At 62.5% G+C, this 17,425-nt stretch carries 12 protein-coding genes and 2 tRNA genes; 12 read left to right on the plus strand and 2 right to left on the minus strand.

Features of this window, described 5'->3' with window-relative positions:
* The first annotated feature begins 69 nt into the window (after window positions 1–69).
* From AAAV44_RS03000 to AAAV44_RS03055, 12 genes are all read left to right on the plus strand, one after another.
* Window positions 70–166 (plus strand) — tRNA-Sec (locus AAAV44_RS03000).
* A gap of 154 nt (window positions 167–320) precedes the next feature.
* Window positions 321–953: a molybdenum cofactor guanylyltransferase gene (locus AAAV44_RS03005; RefSeq protein ID WP_349114482.1), complete on the plus strand. Its 633-nt coding sequence runs from the start codon at window positions 321–323 to the stop codon at window positions 951–953.
* A gap of 15 nt (window positions 954–968) precedes the next feature.
* The gene (locus AAAV44_RS03010; protein ID WP_349114483.1) at window positions 969–1,364 is read left to right on the plus strand and encodes a DUF3343 domain-containing protein; all 396 of its coding nucleotides are present in this window, start codon (window positions 969–971) and stop codon (window positions 1,362–1,364) included.
* Window positions 1,365–1,614: 250 nt separating this feature from the next.
* The gene (gene gdhA, locus AAAV44_RS03015; protein WP_349114484.1) at window positions 1,615–2,970 is read left to right on the plus strand and encodes an NADP-specific glutamate dehydrogenase; all 1,356 of its coding nucleotides are present in this window, start codon (window positions 1,615–1,617) and stop codon (window positions 2,968–2,970) included.
* Window positions 2,971–3,212: 242 nt separating this feature from the next.
* Window positions 3,213–4,115 (plus strand): FAD binding domain-containing protein, encoded by a 903-nt coding sequence (locus AAAV44_RS03020; protein ID WP_349114486.1) that lies wholly within the window; start codon window positions 3,213–3,215, stop codon window positions 4,113–4,115.
* Window positions 4,115–6,946, plus strand: coding sequence for a molybdopterin cofactor-binding domain-containing protein (locus AAAV44_RS03025; protein WP_349114487.1), 2,832 nt, complete (start codon window positions 4,115–4,117; stop codon window positions 6,944–6,946). The genes AAAV44_RS03020 and AAAV44_RS03025 overlap by 1 nt, the downstream gene beginning before the upstream one ends.
* A 139-nt stretch (window positions 6,947–7,085) precedes the next feature.
* Window positions 7,086–7,169, plus strand: a tRNA-Leu gene (locus AAAV44_RS03030).
* A gap of 87 nt (window positions 7,170–7,256) precedes the next feature.
* Window positions 7,257–8,558 carry a trigger factor gene (gene tig / locus AAAV44_RS03035; RefSeq protein WP_253276047.1) on the plus strand — a complete coding sequence of 434 codons (1,302 nt, stop codon included), beginning with the start codon at window positions 7,257–7,259 and terminating at the stop codon, window positions 8,556–8,558.
* A 163-nt stretch (window positions 8,559–8,721) separates the two neighbouring features.
* Window positions 8,722–9,342, plus strand: coding sequence for an ATP-dependent Clp protease proteolytic subunit (locus AAAV44_RS03040; RefSeq protein WP_022095182.1), 621 nt, complete (start codon window positions 8,722–8,724; stop codon window positions 9,340–9,342).
* A 1-nt stretch (window position 9,343) separates the two neighbouring features.
* Window positions 9,344–10,750, plus strand: coding sequence for an ATP-dependent Clp protease ATP-binding subunit ClpX (gene clpX, locus AAAV44_RS03045; protein ID WP_349114488.1), 1,407 nt, complete (start codon window positions 9,344–9,346; stop codon window positions 10,748–10,750).
* Window positions 10,751–11,034: 284 nt separating this feature from the next.
* Entirely contained in the window at window positions 11,035–13,731 is a 2,697-nt protein-coding gene (locus AAAV44_RS03050) for a valine--tRNA ligase (RefSeq protein ID WP_349114489.1), read from the plus strand.
* 274 nt (window positions 13,732–14,005) lie between these two features.
* The gene (locus AAAV44_RS03055) at window positions 14,006–15,349 is read left to right on the plus strand and encodes a Mur ligase family protein (protein WP_349114490.1); all 1,344 of its coding nucleotides are present in this window, start codon (window positions 14,006–14,008) and stop codon (window positions 15,347–15,349) included.
* Window positions 15,350–15,697: 348 nt separating this feature from the next.
* Here AAAV44_RS03055 and AAAV44_RS03060 read toward each other — a convergent pair whose 3' ends face one another.
* Both AAAV44_RS03060 and AAAV44_RS03065 read right to left on the minus strand, forming a co-directional pair.
* Entirely contained in the window at window positions 15,698–16,786 is a 1,089-nt protein-coding gene (locus tag AAAV44_RS03060) for an aminopeptidase P family protein (protein WP_349114492.1), read from the minus strand.
* Window positions 16,787–17,025: 239 nt separating this feature from the next.
* Complete coding sequence (locus AAAV44_RS03065) at window positions 17,026–17,424, minus strand: DUF1667 domain-containing protein (protein WP_349114493.1); 399 nt, start codon at window positions 17,422–17,424, stop codon at window positions 17,026–17,028.
* Window position 17,425: the final 1 nt, after the last annotated feature.

The raw sequence follows: 17,425 nt of genomic DNA on the forward strand, positions 1-17,425 counted from the left end.
CCACCGCAACTTCTTGCTCGTCTTTTTTGGGATGGAGCCGTTTCGGTTTGGTAAAATACCGCCGCACTTGGGAACGGATGGGCTCCGGTGGGCTCCGCGGTCCTCAAAACCGTTGCGAGGCGTGCAAAACGTCTTGGATGTGTTCGATTCACATACGTTCCCGCCATACGCTACCAGCGCTTTTGTGCTCGCGGTCTTGCTGCGTGCCGCAAAGGCGCTGTTTTGTTTTTGCATGAGCTTTTCGTAGCGCCGCTATTTCGGCGGCGGTATTTAGCTTCGTGCACCGGGTTTCGAGCATACCGATGGGGGTGGTTTGCCGTATGACTACCGTAAGACGAGCCGATCTTTCTTGCGTCGTCCAGGCGGGCGGCCTGTCGTCGCGCATGGGTTGCGACAAGGCACGCATGGCGTTTTGCGGCGAGCCGCTCATCGAGCGCGTGCTGGGTCGGCTGGCGCCAGTTGCCGGCGAGTTAGTCGTGACGACTTCGCGTCCCAGCGAGCTTGCCTACCTTGAGGAATGCGCGTTTGGCGGCTTGGTGCCGCGTGTGGTGGCGGACCTTGAAGGGTCGGCGGGCGCCATGCGCGGCATCGCGAGCTCGTTGGCCGCGGCCCGATTGCCGCTCGTGGCGATCGTCGCCTGCGATATGCCGTTTGTCTCGCCGGAACTCATCGGCGCGCTCGCCGATCGTGTTGAGGCCGAGGCGCTCGACGTGTGCGTGCCGTGCGAGGAGCGGGGGATTGAGCCGCTTTGCGCCGTCTGGCGCCGTGACGCGTGTGCGCCGGTTGCCCATGAGCTGCTCGCCTGCGACCGCCAGCGCATTCGCTGCCTGATCAATTGCGTTCAGGCTGGTTATATAGATGAGCCGCAGATCGTTAAGGCCGCGGGCTCGACGCTCTGCTTCGAAAACGTCAATACACCCGAGGAGTTTGCGGCAGCCGAGCTGCTCGCCTAGACGATTGGAGTTGCCATGTCTCACGATATTTGCCCCGACACGGGAGAGCCTTGCACTTGCGATGGTTCCGAGCCCTGTACCTGCGGCTGCGGTGGCTGTGGACATACTGCGGAAGAGGAAGCGGCCGCCGCGGCGTATCGTGAGGCACACCGCGAAGGCCCATCCGGTGATGCCCTCGACCACGAACGCAAGATTATCGTGTCGTTTGACAGCACCTTCGATGTGATGGAATGCGAGCAGCTGTGCCTGGATGCCGGCGTGCCCGGGCGCATCATGCCGCTGCCCGGCTCCATTACCGCCGGCTGCGGGCTATGCTGGGCCATGCCGTTCTCGGGCGATGCGCTCACCGCCTTCCGCGCCGCCACCGAGGGCCGCATAACCCCTGCCGACTACCATCAGCTCGTCCTCTAACCACCAACACCACCACAAAGGTGCCCAATGTGGTGGTTTGGAACATGTGGACGAAACAGCTTCGAAACACGCGATTTGCGCGTTGGGTGCTCAAAAACGCTTCTACCTGCATCGTAATCAAAACGAAACATCTGCTCGTCGGCTTATGCGAAACTTTGCTGCAACAGTGCGATATTATCCATACTCGATAAAGTTCGCGACGCATAGGGTGCCGCGACCAACATTTTCTTTTCCATCAATTGGAGGAAGCATGAGCTACACGCAGAAAGTTCTCGACGAGCTCAAGGCCCGCTATCCCGAGCAGCCTGAGTTCATCCAGGCCGCGACCGAGATCCTCGGTACCATCCAGCCGGCGCTCGACGCCCATCCCGAGTACGAGGAGGCCGCCCTGCTTGAGCGCCTCGTCGAGCCCGAGCGCATCGTCATGTTCCGTGTCCCTTGGGTCGACGACCAGGGCAAGGTCCAGGTCAACCGCGGTTACCGCGTCGAGTTCAACTCTGCCATTGGACCCTACAAGGGCGGCCTGCGCTTTAACCCGACGGTCACCCTGGGCATGCTCAAGTTCTTGGGCCTGGAGCAGATCCTCAAGAACAGCCTGACCACCCTTCCCATGGGCGGCGGCAAGGGCGGTTCCGACTTTGACCCCAAGGGCAAGTCCAACAACGAGATCATGCACTTCTGCCAGTCCTTCATGACCGAGCTCTATCGCCACATTGGCCCCAACACCGACGTTCCCGCCGGCGACCTGGGCGTTGGCGGCCGCGAGGTTGCCTACCTGTTCGGTCAGTACAAGCGCCTGACCAACGAGTGGACCGGCGTTCTTACCGGCAAGGGCCTCTCCTTTGGCGGCTCGCTCGCCCGTACCGAGGCCACCGGCTACGGCCTGGCCTACTTTGTGGATGAGTACCTCAAGAGCCGCGGCGACTCCTTCGAGGGCAAGAACGTCGTCGTTCACGGCTCCGGTAACGTCGCCATCTACGCGGTCCAGAAGGTCTCCCAGCTCGGCGGCAAGGTGCTCGCCTGCTCCGATACCCATGGCTGGGTCGATGATCCCGACGGCATCGACTACACTGTGCTCGAGCATGTCTACAACAAGAAGCGCTCTGGCCACGACAAGGGCGTTACGCTCGCTATGTACGTTGACGAGAAGCCTAACGCCGTGTGGCACGAGGGCGACGGCCGCGGCGTGTGGCAGCTTCCCTGCGATATCGCGCTGCCCTGCGCTCGCGAGAACACGCTGCTGCTCGAGGACGCCCAGGCGCTCGTCGCCAACGGCTGCAAGGTGGTCGGCGAGGGCGCGAACATGCCCACGACCATCGAGGCCACGACCTACTTCCAGGAGAACGACGTTGCCTTTATGCCCGGTAAGGCTGCCAACGCCGGTGGCGTGCTCGTGTCCGGCCTGGAGATGAGCCAGAATGCCGAGCACCTGTCCTGGACCTTCGAGGAGGTCGACGGTAAGCTCGAGCAGCTCATGCGCGGCATGTTCCACAACGTGGACGACACCGCCAAGGAGTACGGCCAGGAGGGCAACTTTGTCATGGGCGCCAACATCGCCGGCTTCCTGAAGGTCGCCGACGCCATGCTCGCCCAGGGCGTCTGCTAAATCTTCGCTCGACATAGCCTGTGATGAGGCTCCCAGCCATTCCGGCTGGGAGCCTTTTCTATCCCGGAGGACTCCTCATAACTTGCGGTGATATACGGACTGTTTTGCGTTCCAGAACGGCTAATCAGTCCGTATATCACCGCAAGTTATGGATGGGTGGGTGGATTTTGTCCTAAAACAGTGTGCGGCCCCTCGTTTGGTACACTTAAAAGTACTGGACAAGTGAAGAGATGGGGGAGAACGTGCTCAAGTTCGGTACCTACGTCCGTGTTGGAAACGCGGCCGAAGCCTATGAGCTCTTACAGAAGAACCGCAACAACAAGATTGTGGGCGGCGGCATCTGGATGCGCCTGGGTTCGCGTCGCGTGGCGACGGCGATTGACCTTTCGGCCTGTGGACTCGATCAGATCGAGGAGACCGAGACCGAGTTTCGCATCGGCGCCATGTGCACCCTGCGCCAGCTCGAGCGTCACGCCGAGCTCAACGCGCTTGTCAACCATGTCTTTGAGTTCGCCGTCCACGATATCGTGGGCGTGCAGCTGCGTAATACCGCCACGGTGGGCGGCAGCATTTACGGTCGCTTTGGTTTCTCTGACGTGCTCTCGGCCTTTTTGGCGCTCGATTCGTACGTTGAGCTGACGGGCGCCGGCCGCGTGCCGCTCGCGGAGTTCGTTGACATGGGCTACGTGCGCGACGTGATCGAGCACATCGTGGTCGTTAAGCACGACTACCGCGCAAGCTATGAGGCCGTGCGCAAGGCCGCGACCGACTTCCCCTCGCTCAACGTCACCGCTGCCTGGTGGAACAACAGCTGGCATGTCACCGTGGGTGCCCGTCCACTGCGCGCAAACCTGCTGCAGGGCGAGGCATGCGGTCTGGTGAACGAGCAGCCTTCCGAGGACGAGCTTCGCGCCCTGGCCGCATCCGTGCGCGCGCTGAGTTACGGCACCAACCTGTGGGGCTCGGCAGACTACCGCCGCCGCATCTCGGCCCCGCTCGCCATCCAGGCTGTGCGCCGCGCCGCCGGCATTGAGCTTTCGGCCGCGCTTGCCCGCGAGCTCGAGGGCGTGCAGATTCCTAAGTTTGCCACGGACGAGTATTCCTGCCGCCGCGTGCCCGGCGTCGATTCTAGTGAGGTGCGCTAATGGCTGCCAAACTCATCGATCTTTCCTTTACGCTCAACGGCCGTAAGGTCAAGGTCCAGATTGCCCCCGACACCATGCTCTTTGCGCTTTTGCGCGAGCAGGGTTGCGCGTCGGTGCGCTGTGCCTGCGAAACCACCAACTGCGGCCTGTGCACGGTGTGGCTCGACGGCGACCCGGTGCTGAGTTGCTCGGTTCCCGCGGCGCGCGTCGAGGGTCGTACCATCACCACGCTTGAGGGCCTCAAGGCCGAGTCCGAGGCACTGGCCCGTGCGATGGCTGCCGAAGGTGCCGAGCAGTGCGGTTTTTGCGCCCCCGGCCTCATCATGAACGTGCTGGCGCTTGCCCGTGCTGCCAAGGAGGACCCAAGCCTCGTTGCCACGCGCGAGGAGCTGTCGCGCCAGCTGGCCGGCAACCTCTGCCGCTGCAGCGGCTACGAGAGCCAGCTGCGCGCCATCGTCCGCTTCCTCAACGAGTCCGGCGTGCAGGTAGGCTTCGAGATGCCCGAGCTGCCCGTCAACGACACCAGCTGCGACGGCGTCTCCTACAAGCAGATCACCCACAAGCAGCCCAAGAAGGACTCGAAGGCGCTGCTCGAGGGTCGTCCCGTCTACACGGGCGACATGGTGCCCGCCGGCGCCCTGATCGTTAAGCTCAAGCGCAGCCCGTATGCCCGCGCCAAGATCCGCTCCATCGATACGTCGCGCGCCCTGAAGGTACCCGGCGTCGTGGGCGTCTACACCTACGAGGACGTGCCCAAGCGCCGCTTTACCATCGCCGGTCAGAGCTATCCGCAGCCGAGTCCCTACGACCGCCTGATTCTCGAGAACCTCGTCCGTTACCAAAACGAGGAGGTGGCGATCGTCGCCGCCGAGACCGAGGAGGCCGCCGACAAGGCGCTCAAACTCATCAAGGTCGATTACGAGGTGCTCGAGCCCCTGCTCGACTTTACCCAAGCACTCGATAACGACATCGTGGTCCACCCCGAGGGCGACGTGACCTTTATGTTCCCGCAGGGCGGCGACGTTGCTCGCAACCTGGTGTGCAGCGGTACCAGCGATTTTGGCGACTTGGACGAGGCCTTCGCCCAGAGCGACATCGTCTTTGAGCGCACCTACACCAGCCAAGCCACGCAGACCGCGCCCATGGAGACCTTCCGCGCCTTTGCGACGACCGACGCGTTCGGGCGCATCTCGGTGACCACCTCTACGCAGGTGCCCTTCCACGTGCGCCGCATGGTCGCGCAGTCGCTTGACATCCCGCAGTCGCAGGTGCAAGTCATCAAGCCGCGCATCGGTGGCGGCTTTGGCTCCAAGCAGACGGGCTGCTGCGAGATCTTCGTGGCGTTCGTCACCCAGCAGACCGGCCGTCCGAGCTATTGCTGCTACACCCGTGAGGAGACCATCACCGCGGGCAACTCTCGCCACCAGATGCAGATGACCGTTAAGCTGGGCGCCATGAACGACGGCACCATCACGGCCATCGACCTGCATACGTTGTCCAACGCCGGCGCGTACGGCGAGCACGCCACCACGACGATCGGCCTTTCGGGCCACAAGAGCCTGCCCATCTACAATCATGTGAAGGCGAGCCGCTTTAGCTGGGATGCCGTCTACACCAACACCAACCGCGGCGGCGCGTATCGCGGCTACGGTGCCACCCAGGGCCAGTTTGCCGTGGAGAGTGCCGTCAACGAGCTCGCCGACATGCTGCACATGGACCCCGCCGACCTGCGCCTTAAGAACATCGTGCGCGAGGGCGAGGTCATGCCGCAGTACTACAACGAGAAGCTCAACGCCTGCGCGCTCGACCGCTGCCTGCTGCGCGCGATGGACATGATCGGTTGGCGTGACAAGCCGCTGGCTGTGGACCTGGGCGACCGCGTGCGCGCACTGGGCTGCGCGCTCACCATGCAGGGCTCGGGCATCTCCAACGTGGACATCGCCGGCATCGATATGCGCCTGGAAGAGGACGGCTTCATTACCATCGGCACCGGCGCCACCGATAACGGCATGGGCGTCGATACGATCCTGGCGCAGATTGCCGCCGAGGAGCTGGGCGTGGAGAGCTCGCTGATCGTGGTGCGCGGCGTGGACACCGATGTGTCGCCGTTCGACGCCGGCTCGTACGCGAGCTCGGGTACGTACGTGACGGGCCTTGCCGCCAAGAACGCCGCGACCGAGCTGCGCGAGAAGATCTGCGCCAAGGCAGCCCAGATGTGGGACGTGGACACCGCCGATGTGGTATTTGATGGCCAGTACGTGCGTCTGTCCGACGAGCGTGCCGCGCGCGAGCAGAACCGCTACCTCACGCTGCGCGACTTTGCCAACCTGTGCGTCAAGAACATCGCGGGCGGCGACGCGCTCACCTCGCATGCCTCTGCCTGCCTGCCCGTTTCGCCTCCGCCGTTTATGGCCGGCATTGCCGAGGTTGAGGTCGACAAGGCCACCGGCAAGGTGACCGTGGTGGACTACGCGGCGGCCGTGGACTGTGGCACCGTGATCAACGAGGCACTCGCGCGCGTCCAGGCCGAGGGCGGCATTGCCCAGGGCATCGGTCACGCGCTCTACGAGATCGTCGAGCACGACGACCGCGGCCGCCTGCGCACCGGCAACTTTATGAGCTACAAGCTGCCCACGCGCCTAGATATCGGCAGCATTCGCGTGGCCTTTGAGCCGAGCTACGAGCCGACGGGTCCGTTTGGCGCCAAGTCGATCGGCGAGGTCGTCATCAACACGCCGCTGGCCGCCGTCGCCTCGGCCGTCGCACACGCCACCGGCCACCAGGTTCGCTCGCTGCCGATCACGCCGGAGAAAGCACTGCTGGGGGAGTAGCGGGTCAGCGAACAAGTCGTAATTGGCGGGCGGGGCTACTCGTCCCGCCTTTTGCACTCGTGGTGAGGTCGTGAGCTTGTAAAAGGTGTGCGTGCGCTTGCCGATCGTATCTGCTATCATTCCTAGTCTGTGCGCTCATGCGGGCGTGGCGGAATTGGTAGACGCGCCAGATTTAGGTTCTGGTGGGATTCCCGTGAAGGTTCGAGTCCTTTCGCCCGCACCAACGCACCCGCGTCGGCTTATGCCCTCGCGACGCTTGTTGCATAAAGGTACCAGCACCTCAGATAAGCTGGGCAGTATGAGGAGGAACGTGTTGAACATCACCGCTTCTGACGTCAAGGACGCCAAGCTCACCGCTACGGTCACCATCCCGGCCGCCGACGTCGACGCCGCGATCAAGAAGGCCTACAAGGACACCGCCAAGAAGTACCGCTTCCCGGGCTTCCGCGCCGGTAAGGCCCCCCGTCCGGTCATCGACTCTGCTCTTGGCGCCGAGGCTACTCTCGCTCAGGCCACCAACGACCTGATCGCCGCCAACGAGCCCGCCGTCCTCAACGAGCTGGACATCGTCCCCACCAAGAACGGTGACTACAAGGAGCTCGACCTCGCCAAAGATCACGAGGACTACACCTACACCGTCGAGTTCTCCCTGCGTCCTGCTGCCGAGCTCTCCTCCTTCGACGCCGTCGAGATCGAGATGCCCCCCGCGGAGGTCACCGAGTCCGAGATCAACAACCAGGTCGAGATGCTCCTCAACTACCGTGCCACCTTCGAGGACGTCGAGGGTCGCGCCGTCGAGGCCGAGGACTACGTCACCGTCGACCTCAAGGCCGTCGAGAACGCCGACAACTTTGCCGCCGAGGGCCGTATGCTCATCGCCGGTAGCGACAGCAACCCCAAGGAGTTCAACGAGGCCCTGATCGGCGCTAACGTTGACGACGTCAAGACCGTCACCTGGACCGACGAGGTCGAGGAGGGCGAGGAGGCCGAGACCCACACCGTCGAGGTCACCGTCAAGGGCATCAAGGTCCGCAACACCCCCGAGCTCACCGACGAGCTTGTCAAGTCCGACTTCGGCTTCGACAGCATCGATGCCATGCGCGACGCCATCAAGATCGAGATCGAGCAGGACAAGGCTTCCCGCCTGCCGGCCGAGAAGGAGAACCGTTGCGTCTCCGCTCTCGCCGAGCGCCTGCAGCTCGACGAGATGGATGCCGACTACGAGCAGTCCGTCTTTGAGGAGCTTGGCCAGAACTTCCTGTCCAACCTCGCTGCCCGCGGCATGACCCTGGACACCTGGCTGCCCGCTTCCGGTCTGACCATGGAGCAGTTCATCGGCGACCTGCACAAGCAGGCCAACGACGTTGCCCGTGAGTCCCTGGCTCTGGACGCCCTCGCCCGTGAGCTCAAGATCGAGGTCACCGAGGACGACATCAACGCCGAGTTCGAGAAGGCGGGCGTCAAGGACGTCGAGGCTTCCAAGGCCGAGTTCATCGCCGATGGCCGCATGCCTGCCGTCCGCGAGTCCATCCGTCGCTCCAAGGCCGTCGACCACCTGGTCGAGAACGCTAAGGTGACCGAGGTCGACGAGACCGCCAAGGACGCCGAGTAATTCTCGCCACCTTGCCCGCGAGCGCATGTGTGCGCCCGTGATGGGGTAAAGTTATACACCGGTTATCCGGTTGCTTCGTACGGTGCCAGCCAATGCATAGCATGCGGGCACCGTACGTTTATCTAGAACCAATTTGGTCCGCAAGAGAGAAATGGAGATGCGTATGATCGCTAAGTTCGATTCCGCCCTCGTGCCATACGTTATCGAGCAGACGCCGCGCGGCGAGCGCAGCTACGATATCTATTCGCGCCTGCTCAACGATCGCATCATCTTCTTGGGCGAGGAGATCAACTCCGTCAGCGCCAACCTGGTCGTTGCCCAGCTGTTGCATCTTGAGAGCCAGGATGCCGAGAAGGATATCTCGCTCTATATCAATTCGCCCGGCGGCGAGGTCTACTCCGGCCTGGCGATTCTGGACACCATGAACTTTATCAAGCCGCAGGTCTCCACCATTTGCGTCGGTATGGCTGCGTCCATGGCCGCCGTGCTGCTTTCGGCCGGCGCTAAGGGCAAGCGCTTCTGCCTGCCGCACTCCAAGGTCATGATTCACCAGCCCAGCGGCGGTGCCCAGGGCCAGCAGACCGAGATTGAGATCGTTGCCGAGGAGATTAAGAAGACTCGCCGCGAGCTCAACCAGATCCTGTCCGATGCCTCGGGCCAGCCCATCGAGAAGGTCCAGGCCGACACCGAGCGCGACAACTACCTGACTGCTGCCGAGGCCCTCGACTACGGTCTGATCGACCGTATCGTCACCTCGCGCGATCTGGCCGCGAAGGACGCCTAGGATGGCAGGTAACATGCAGGACAACTTTGACGAGAACGGCAACCCCATCCGCTGCTCCTTCTGCGGAAAAGAGCAGGGCCAGGTCCGTCGTCTCGTAAAGGGCCCGACCAACATCTTTATCTGTGACGAGTGCGTCGCCGCCTGCTCCGAGATCCTTGAGGAGTCGCTGGCTTCGGACTTTATGGACGCCGCCCGCAACGGCAAACTGCCGGGCTTCCTCAACGACCACGGCCAGGCTGCATCCCAGCCCGCCGTGGACCCCGAGACCGAGGGTTTTGAGCTCGAGGACGACCGTCAGGTCATCACGCACGTGCCGACGCCGCACGAGATTTATGACGAGCTTTCGGCCTATGTTATGGGTCAGGAGGACGCCAAGCGCGCCATGTCGGTTGCCGTGTACAACCACTATCGCCGCGTGATCGAGGGCGGCGCCGCGGTGTCTGCCTTTGACGACGACATGGGCTCGCAGTTCGACGACGATATGGACGAGGTAGAGCTCGCCAAGTCCAACATCTTGCTGCTCGGTCCCACCGGTACCGGTAAGACCCTGCTGGCCCAGACGCTCGCGCGCATCCTCGAGGTGCCGTTTGCCATCGCCGACGCCACTGCGCTTACCGAGGCCGGCTACGTGGGCGAGGACGTGGAGAACATCCTACTCAAGCTCATCAACGCCGCCGATGGCGATATTGAACGCGCGCAGGTTGGCATTATCTACGTGGACGAGATCGATAAGATCGCCCGCAAGGCCGAGAACCTCTCCATCACTCGCGACGTTTCGGGCGAGGGCGTTCAGCAGGCGCTGCTTAAGATTCTTGAGGGCACGGTGGCCAGCGTTCCGCCCACCGGCGGCCGCAAGCATCCCCAGCAGGAGCTGCTGCAGATCGACACGACCAACATCCTGTTCATCTGCGGTGGTGCCTTTGTGGGCCTGGATAAGATCATCGCCGATCGCGTGGGCAACAAGGGCGTGGGCTTTAACTCCGAGATCGCCGGCCCCACCTCGGTCGACGAGAACGACCTGCTGCGTCAGGTGCTCCCGCAGGACCTCAACGCCTTTGGCATGATCCCCGAGTTCGTTGGCCGCACGCCTGTCGTAACCCAGACGCAGGCGCTCGACGAGGACGACCTGGTGTCGATTTTGACCGAGCCCAAGAACGCCGTGGTGCGCCAGTACCGCAAGATGTTCCAGCTCGAGGACGTCGATCTTGAGTTTGAGGACGCGGCCCTGCACGAGATCGCCCGCATGGCGCTCGCTCGCAAGACCGGCGCCCGCGGCCTGCGCTCCATCTGCGAGGACGTGCTGCAGCAGACGATGTTCGACCTGCCCAGCGAGGAGGGCGTTTCCAAGGTCATCGTGACCGAAGCCTCCGTAAAGGGCGAAGAACAGCCCCAACGCATCTACGGGTAAACCAGCCAAAAACGTGCTTGCAAATAGCCTCCGACCACCCGCGGTCGGAGGCTATTTTATATATACGCAATAACCCCAACTACCTGTGTTATTCTGTGTGTTTGTTTAAGCCTCAGCGAAGTCATATCAGACTGAAGTAATCGATACCTAAGGCGTGTCCGCCTGCTTGGTTTTCGTAGATTCCGCACGAGCCGAAGAGCACTTAACGTGCTCTTCGTGCGAGCCAGGACCTGACCGAGCGAAAACCAAGCAGGCGGACACGCCGGCGGGACAGGGAGAGATATATGGAAGAGATGCCCAAGAACTACGATCCGTCGACCAACGAGCCGGCGATCCTGCAGAAGTGGCTCGACGGCGGCTACTACAAGCGCCGTGAGGGCGTGGGCGACTGCACCGTCACCATTCCGCCTCCCAACGTGACCGGCAAGCTCCACATGGGCCACGCTACCGACGACTCCATCCAGGACGCCATCATCCGCATGGCCCGCATGCGCGGCAAGTCCACGCGCTGGGTGCTGGGCACAGACCACGCCGGTATCGCCACGCAGACCAAGGTCGATAAGAAGCTCAAGAGCGAGGGCATCAGCCGCCTGGAGATCGGTCGCGACAAGTTCGTCGACGCCTGCTGGGACTGGACCCACGAGTACGGCGGCATCATCGTCGAGCAGATCAAGCGCATGGGCTGCTCCGTCGACTTTGATAACGAGCGCTTCACCATGGACGAGGACTACGCCCAGGCCGTGCGCAAGGTCTTCTGCGACTGGTACCACGACGGCCTGATCTATCGCGGCAAGCGCATCGTCAACTGGTGCCCCAACTGCACCACCGCCATCTCGGACGACGAGGCCGAGTATAAGGACGAGAAGGGCCACCTGTGGCACCTGCGCTACCCGCTGACCGAGCCGGTCAACGGCCAGGACTACATCGTCGTCGCCACCACGCGCCCCGAGACCATGCTCGGCGACACGGGCGTCGCCGTCTCCCCGAAGGACCCCGAGAAGGCCGTTTTTGTGGGTAAGACCGTCAAGCTCCCCATCGTGGACCGCGAGATCCCCATCTTTGAGGATTGGCATGTCGACGCCAATTTCGGCTCTGGCTTCGTCAAGGTAACGCCTGCTCACGACCCCAACGACTATGCCATGGGTCAGGCCCATGACCTGCCGCAGATCAACATCTTCGACGAGCACGCGGTGGTCGTCGAGGGCTACGGCGAGTTCACCGGCATGAACCGCGACGAGTGCCGCGAGGCCGTCATCAAGTGGTTCGAGGAGCATGACCTGCTCGATCACGTCGAGGACCTCGATCACTCTGTCATGCACTGCTACCGTTGCGACTCCGCGCTGGAGCCGTGGCTGTCCGAGCAGTGGTTCGTCGCCGTCGACAAACTCAAGGGACCGGCGCTCGACGCCGTCAACTCCGGCAAGGTCACCTTCCACCCTGCGCGCTGGACGCAGACCTACACCACCTGGATGGAGAACCTTAAGGACTGGTGCATCAGCCGCCAGCTGTGGTGGGGCCACCGCATCCCCGTGTTCTACTGCGAGGACTGCGGCTGGGAGGACGCCCTGACCGAGGACACCGACGTGTGCCCCAAGTGCGGCGGCCATCACGTGCATCAGGACGAGAACGTGCTGGACACCTGGTTCAGCTCGCAGCTGTGGACCTTCGCCACGCAGGGCTGGCCGCAAAAGCCAGAGCTGCTCGAGGGCCATCATCCCACGACGGCGCTCGTCACCGCACGCGACATCATCGCGCTGTGGGTCGCCCGCATGGTCATGAGCTCGCTGTACTTCCTGGACGAGGTGCCGTTTAAGGACGTCGTCATCTACCCGACGATTCTGGCCAAGGACGGCAGCCGCATGTCCAAGTCCAAGGGTAACGGCGTTGACCCCATGGACCTCATTGGCATGTACGGCGCCGACGCCATGCGCTACAACCTGCTCACGCTGTGCACCAACAACCAGGACGTCAAGTTCGACGCGAACATCGACAAGAAGACCAAGAAGCTTATCGACAGCCCGCGCACCGAGCAAGCCAAGTCGTTTGTGACCAAGATCTGGAACGCCAGCCGCTTCCTGCTCATGAACATGGAGGGCTACACGCCCGGCGAGCCCGTCGTGGAGACGCCGGCCGACGCCTGGATGTTCAGCCGCCTGGCCAAGGCCGTGAAGATGGTCACCGAGGGTATTGAGAACTACACCTTTGGCGATATGGCCCGCGGCGTGCAGCAGTTCTTCTGGAACGAGGTCTGCGACTGGTACGTCGAGGTCACTAAGGCTCGTCTGAAGGGCGAGGGCCGTCTGCAGGCTCAGCGCAACCTGATCTTTGTGCTCGATACCTCCATTCGCCTGATGCACCCGCTTATGCCATTTGTCACCGAGGAGATCTGGGACAACATGCCGGCGAGCGTGCTCGACCTGGACGCCGAGGGCAACGTGAACCGCGCCGAGGCGCTCATGATCGCCAAGTGGCCGGAGCCCGCCGACTACGCGAAGTATGTTGACGAGGACGCCGAGCGCGCGTTTGAGCTGTGCCGCGCCGTCGTGTCTGCCGCCCGCGCCACGCGTTCGCGTTATCGCTTGAGCCCCAAGGCCGAGCTCGACGTGGTCGTGCGCGCCGGTGCCGAGGATATCGAGAAGCTCGAGAGCCTGCGCTCGACCATCGAGCCGCTGGCCAACACCGCTTCGCTGGTCATGGGTACCGACGTCGAGAAGCCGGCCGCGAGCATCGCCGTGGTCGACAGCGGCGTCGAGGCCTTTGTGGTGCTCGAGGGCAAGGTTGATCTTTCGGCCGAGAAGGCGCGCCTGGAGAAGGAGATCGCTGCGGCCCAGAAGGAGCTCGCCGGCTGCGAGAAGACGCTTGCCAACGAGGGCTTTGTGGCCAAGGCCGCGCCCGCGGTGGTGCAGAAGAAGAGGGACCGTGCAGCTGAGCTCAAGGAGATCCTGGCGGCGCTGACTGCTCAGGTTGCTGACTTCTCGTAGTTCTTACTGAGGGGCGCGTCCCGACGCTTTGCTCGCTACTGCGGACAGTCCTGCTCGCACGAAGGCCACATTAAGTGGCCTTCGGCTCGTGCGGAACTTGTATCGAGCAAAGCCCCAAACCGCTCCCATGGCGGTTACGGAGGCATCCGCTGCCTGGTGGGGCCACTTGGTTGTGGCCTTGAGGTCGCTGCAAAGCGGTGTTTGGCTGATATTTTGTATGGGAGGGGCTCGTTGTTGATTCGGGCCTCTTTTTATGTTGAGGGGACTTTGGGTTATGGCTAAGCGTTCTGGGTCGTATGTCGTTCCTTTCTCGTTTGATTTGCTTTCGTTTGGTGAGGCTGTTGCTTTGGCTGCTGATACGGGGCGGATTTCTGGGGATGCTGGTCCTCTGCTCGAGACGGTTGTCGATATGCTCGATGAGCTGGGGCGTCCGGACGAGTACTTTGATTGCATTCAGGTTGCCGGTACCAATGGCAAGACTTCGACGACGCGTTTTTCGGCTGCCATTCTTCGCGGCGAGGGACTCAAGACTGCGCTGTATACGTCGCCGCAGCTTGTGCGCTATCCCGAGCGCATGGAGGTTGACGGGCGCGTTGTGAGCGATGAGGCCTTTGCCCGTGGCGTTTCGGCGGCTGTTGAGGCGGGACATCGCGTGAATGCGCGCCGTGTGGCGGCGGGGGAGCGTGCCTATTCCATCACACCATTTGACCTGTTGACGGCTGCTGCACTTGTAGTGTTTGCCGAGGCCGCGGTGGATGTTGCCGTGCTCGAGGTTGGCATGGGCGGTCGTTGGGACGCCACGAGTGCGACCGATCCCGTCGCCGTTGCCATTACGGGCATTGGGCTCGATCACACACGTATTTTGGGCGACACGCTCGAGGCCATTGCGGGGGAGAAGGCCGCGGTCATCAAACCGGGACGCCTGGTTGTGCTGGGCGAGGGCACACACGAGGCGAGCGTTCAGCGCGTGATGGATGCTCGTTGCCGCGAGTGCGGCGTCGTGCCGCTTGTGGTGAGCCACGCCACGACTAAGGTGTCGGCGCATGTGGGCGACACGGTTGAGTTTAGCTGCACCACGCCGCGTGCGATCTATACGTCGAGTATGGTCAAGCCGGCGTATCAGCCGCAGAATGCTGCGTGCGCGATTATGCTGTGCGAGGGCTATCTGGGCCGCGAGCTTGACCACGATGCGCTTGATGCGTCGCTTATGGGCTGTCCCACACCGGGTCGTTTTGACGTGCTGGGGACCGATCCCCTCAAGCTGATCGACGCCTGCCATAACCCTCAGAGCTGCGAGAACTTTGTGAGCGCGCTGGACGAGATCGATCCGTGCGTGGAAAATCGCCCCACGCTGCTGTGCGCTGCGCTGGCAGACAAGGACGTGGCGGGTATCGTTGACGTGCTGATTCCGGCCTTCCCGCGCGTGGTCGTGACCCAGACCGATTCCGATCGCGCCCTGCCGGCAGAGGAGCTCGCCGCCCTGGTGGACGCCGATAAGCTCGCGGGCGTGTACGCGAGCGTGCCCGAGGCCCTCGCGGCCTTCGATGCCGCAGACGAGCCTTTCGTAGCCGCCGGCACCATCACCCTAGCCGGCGAAGTAGCCGGTCTGCTCCGCTAACCCATCCCCTCATCAGTTGCGGTGAAATACGGACTGTTTTATAAGCCAGAAGCCTCAAACAGTCCGTATATCACCGCAACTCAAAAGCAGCCAATTTGGGACGGGGCTTTTGGCTGCCCTGTGCCCCGAGTTGACTCGCTTGCCACGAAATGGGCCTATCTACTACGTTTTACCGACTACCCTCGAGCACACGGAACATCGCGAAATTAAAACCGCAGGTAGATGGCTTGCTGGTTCTAAAAAAGACCCGCATGGTCGACTCATGCGGGTTAAACGTAGTAGATAGGCCGTTTTTGTGGCGCGGTTTTGGTGGGATGCGGCAAAGGGGCCGCCCCTTTGCCGCATTGCCTAGTCTAGGCGGACCGGATCGTGGGGGTAGGCGTTGAGAATTTCGACGCCGGTCTCGGTCACCAGGGCCAGGTCCTCGATGCGGACGCCGGTGCGGCCGGGGAGGTAGATGCCCGGCTCGATAGAGAAGGTCATGCCCGGTTCGACAACCTGCTCATTGACGAGCGAGACGTCGCCAGGCTCGTGATCCTGCAGGCCGATCGAGTGACCCAGGCGGTGCGTAAAGTACTTACCGTAGCCAGCATCCTCAATCACGTCGCGCGCGGCGCGGTCCAGGTCGCACATGTGAACGCCCGGTTCGATGAGCGCCTCGGCGGCCTCGTTGGCACGGCGCACGATGTCGTAGATGTGTGCCGCCTTCTCGTCCGGCTCGCCCCAAAAGAACGTGCGCGTCATGTCCGAGCAGTAGTTGCAGTGACGTCCACCAATGTCGAACAGTACCACGTCGCCGCGCTTGAGCACGGTGCCGTCGGGTTCGTGGTGCGGGTCGCCGGCGTTGACGCCAAAGCTCACGATCGGCGGAAAGCTAAAGCCCTCGCAGCCGTGCTTGCGATACAGGCCGAGCATCTGGTCGGCAATCTCGCGCTCCGTCACGCCCTCGTGAACGAGCTTGATGGCGTCGGCCATCACGGCGTCGTTGGCTGCCGAGGAAACGCGCATAAGCTCCTGCTCGGCGGCATCCTTGTGGGTGCGTGCGGCGGTGACGGCAAAGTCGCCTAGGAAGAACTCGCTCGCGGCGTGACGCTCCATGAGGGGCATCAAAAAGCCGGAGCGCATGACGGTGTCGATGCCGAGCGGTTTGGTCGGGTCGATCTCACGCGCGATGGCGTCGGCCACGACATCGGTGTCGGTGTGGTAGGCAACGCGGGCATTGTCATACTCGGGCAGCTGGTGCAGCGCGTTGACCAAGATCACGGGCTCGCTGCCGCGTGCAAGCAGCACGCCGCAAAAACGCTCGAACATATCGGCATAAAAGCCTGTCAGGTAATAAATCGACCACGGGTCGTTTACGAGCAGCTGCGCGCCGGGGTGTTGAGCCTCGAGCGCATCGAGCACGCGCGCCACACGCTGGTCATCAACATGTGCCATACATCGTCCTTTCGCTAGGGTGCCACCATGGTATCCCATGCCCGGCAGATAGGGAATTTCCTTTTATGCCGGCACTTCGGGACATTCCTTTGCATCCCGTGCGGCCCTCATAAGTTGCGGTGAAATACGGACTGTTTAGCGGCCTGAAGCCATAAAACAGTCCGTATTTCACCGCAACTGCGGAGGAGGACCGGGTGGATGGCGGGGTAGTTAAAAGAGCCCCGTCCCAAATGAGCTACTTAGGCTCGGTCGATGTCCATGCTGGCGATTAGGTCGGTACCGGTGTCTAGGAGGTTGGGTAGGACTACGTCGCCCATGCGGATGGAGGCTTTGACCACTAGTCCGCGGATGAGGGCCATGGCTTGGGCGTGGAGTTTTAGCGGGATGGCTTCGGCGGTGCGTACGGGGAGAAGTGTCTCGTCGCCGCCGGAGACGGCCACGGTCGTCGTGAGCACGCGCATGGGGCAGGTGAGTTCCTGATGTGCGAACTTATCACCGCGCGGGCAGTTGTTGCCGGTTACGGAGCACACTTCCACCACGGTGCCATTGGCATCGCGCTCCACCTCTACGGTCAGGAGGCACTCGGATGGGCAGGTGGTGCAGCTGAACTGCAGCGTTTTGGTCGCGTTCGTACTCATG

It is taken from the genome of Collinsella sp. CLA-AP-H1 (assembly GCF_040092945.1).
Lineage (GTDB): Bacteria > Actinomycetota > Coriobacteriia > Coriobacteriales > Coriobacteriaceae > Collinsella.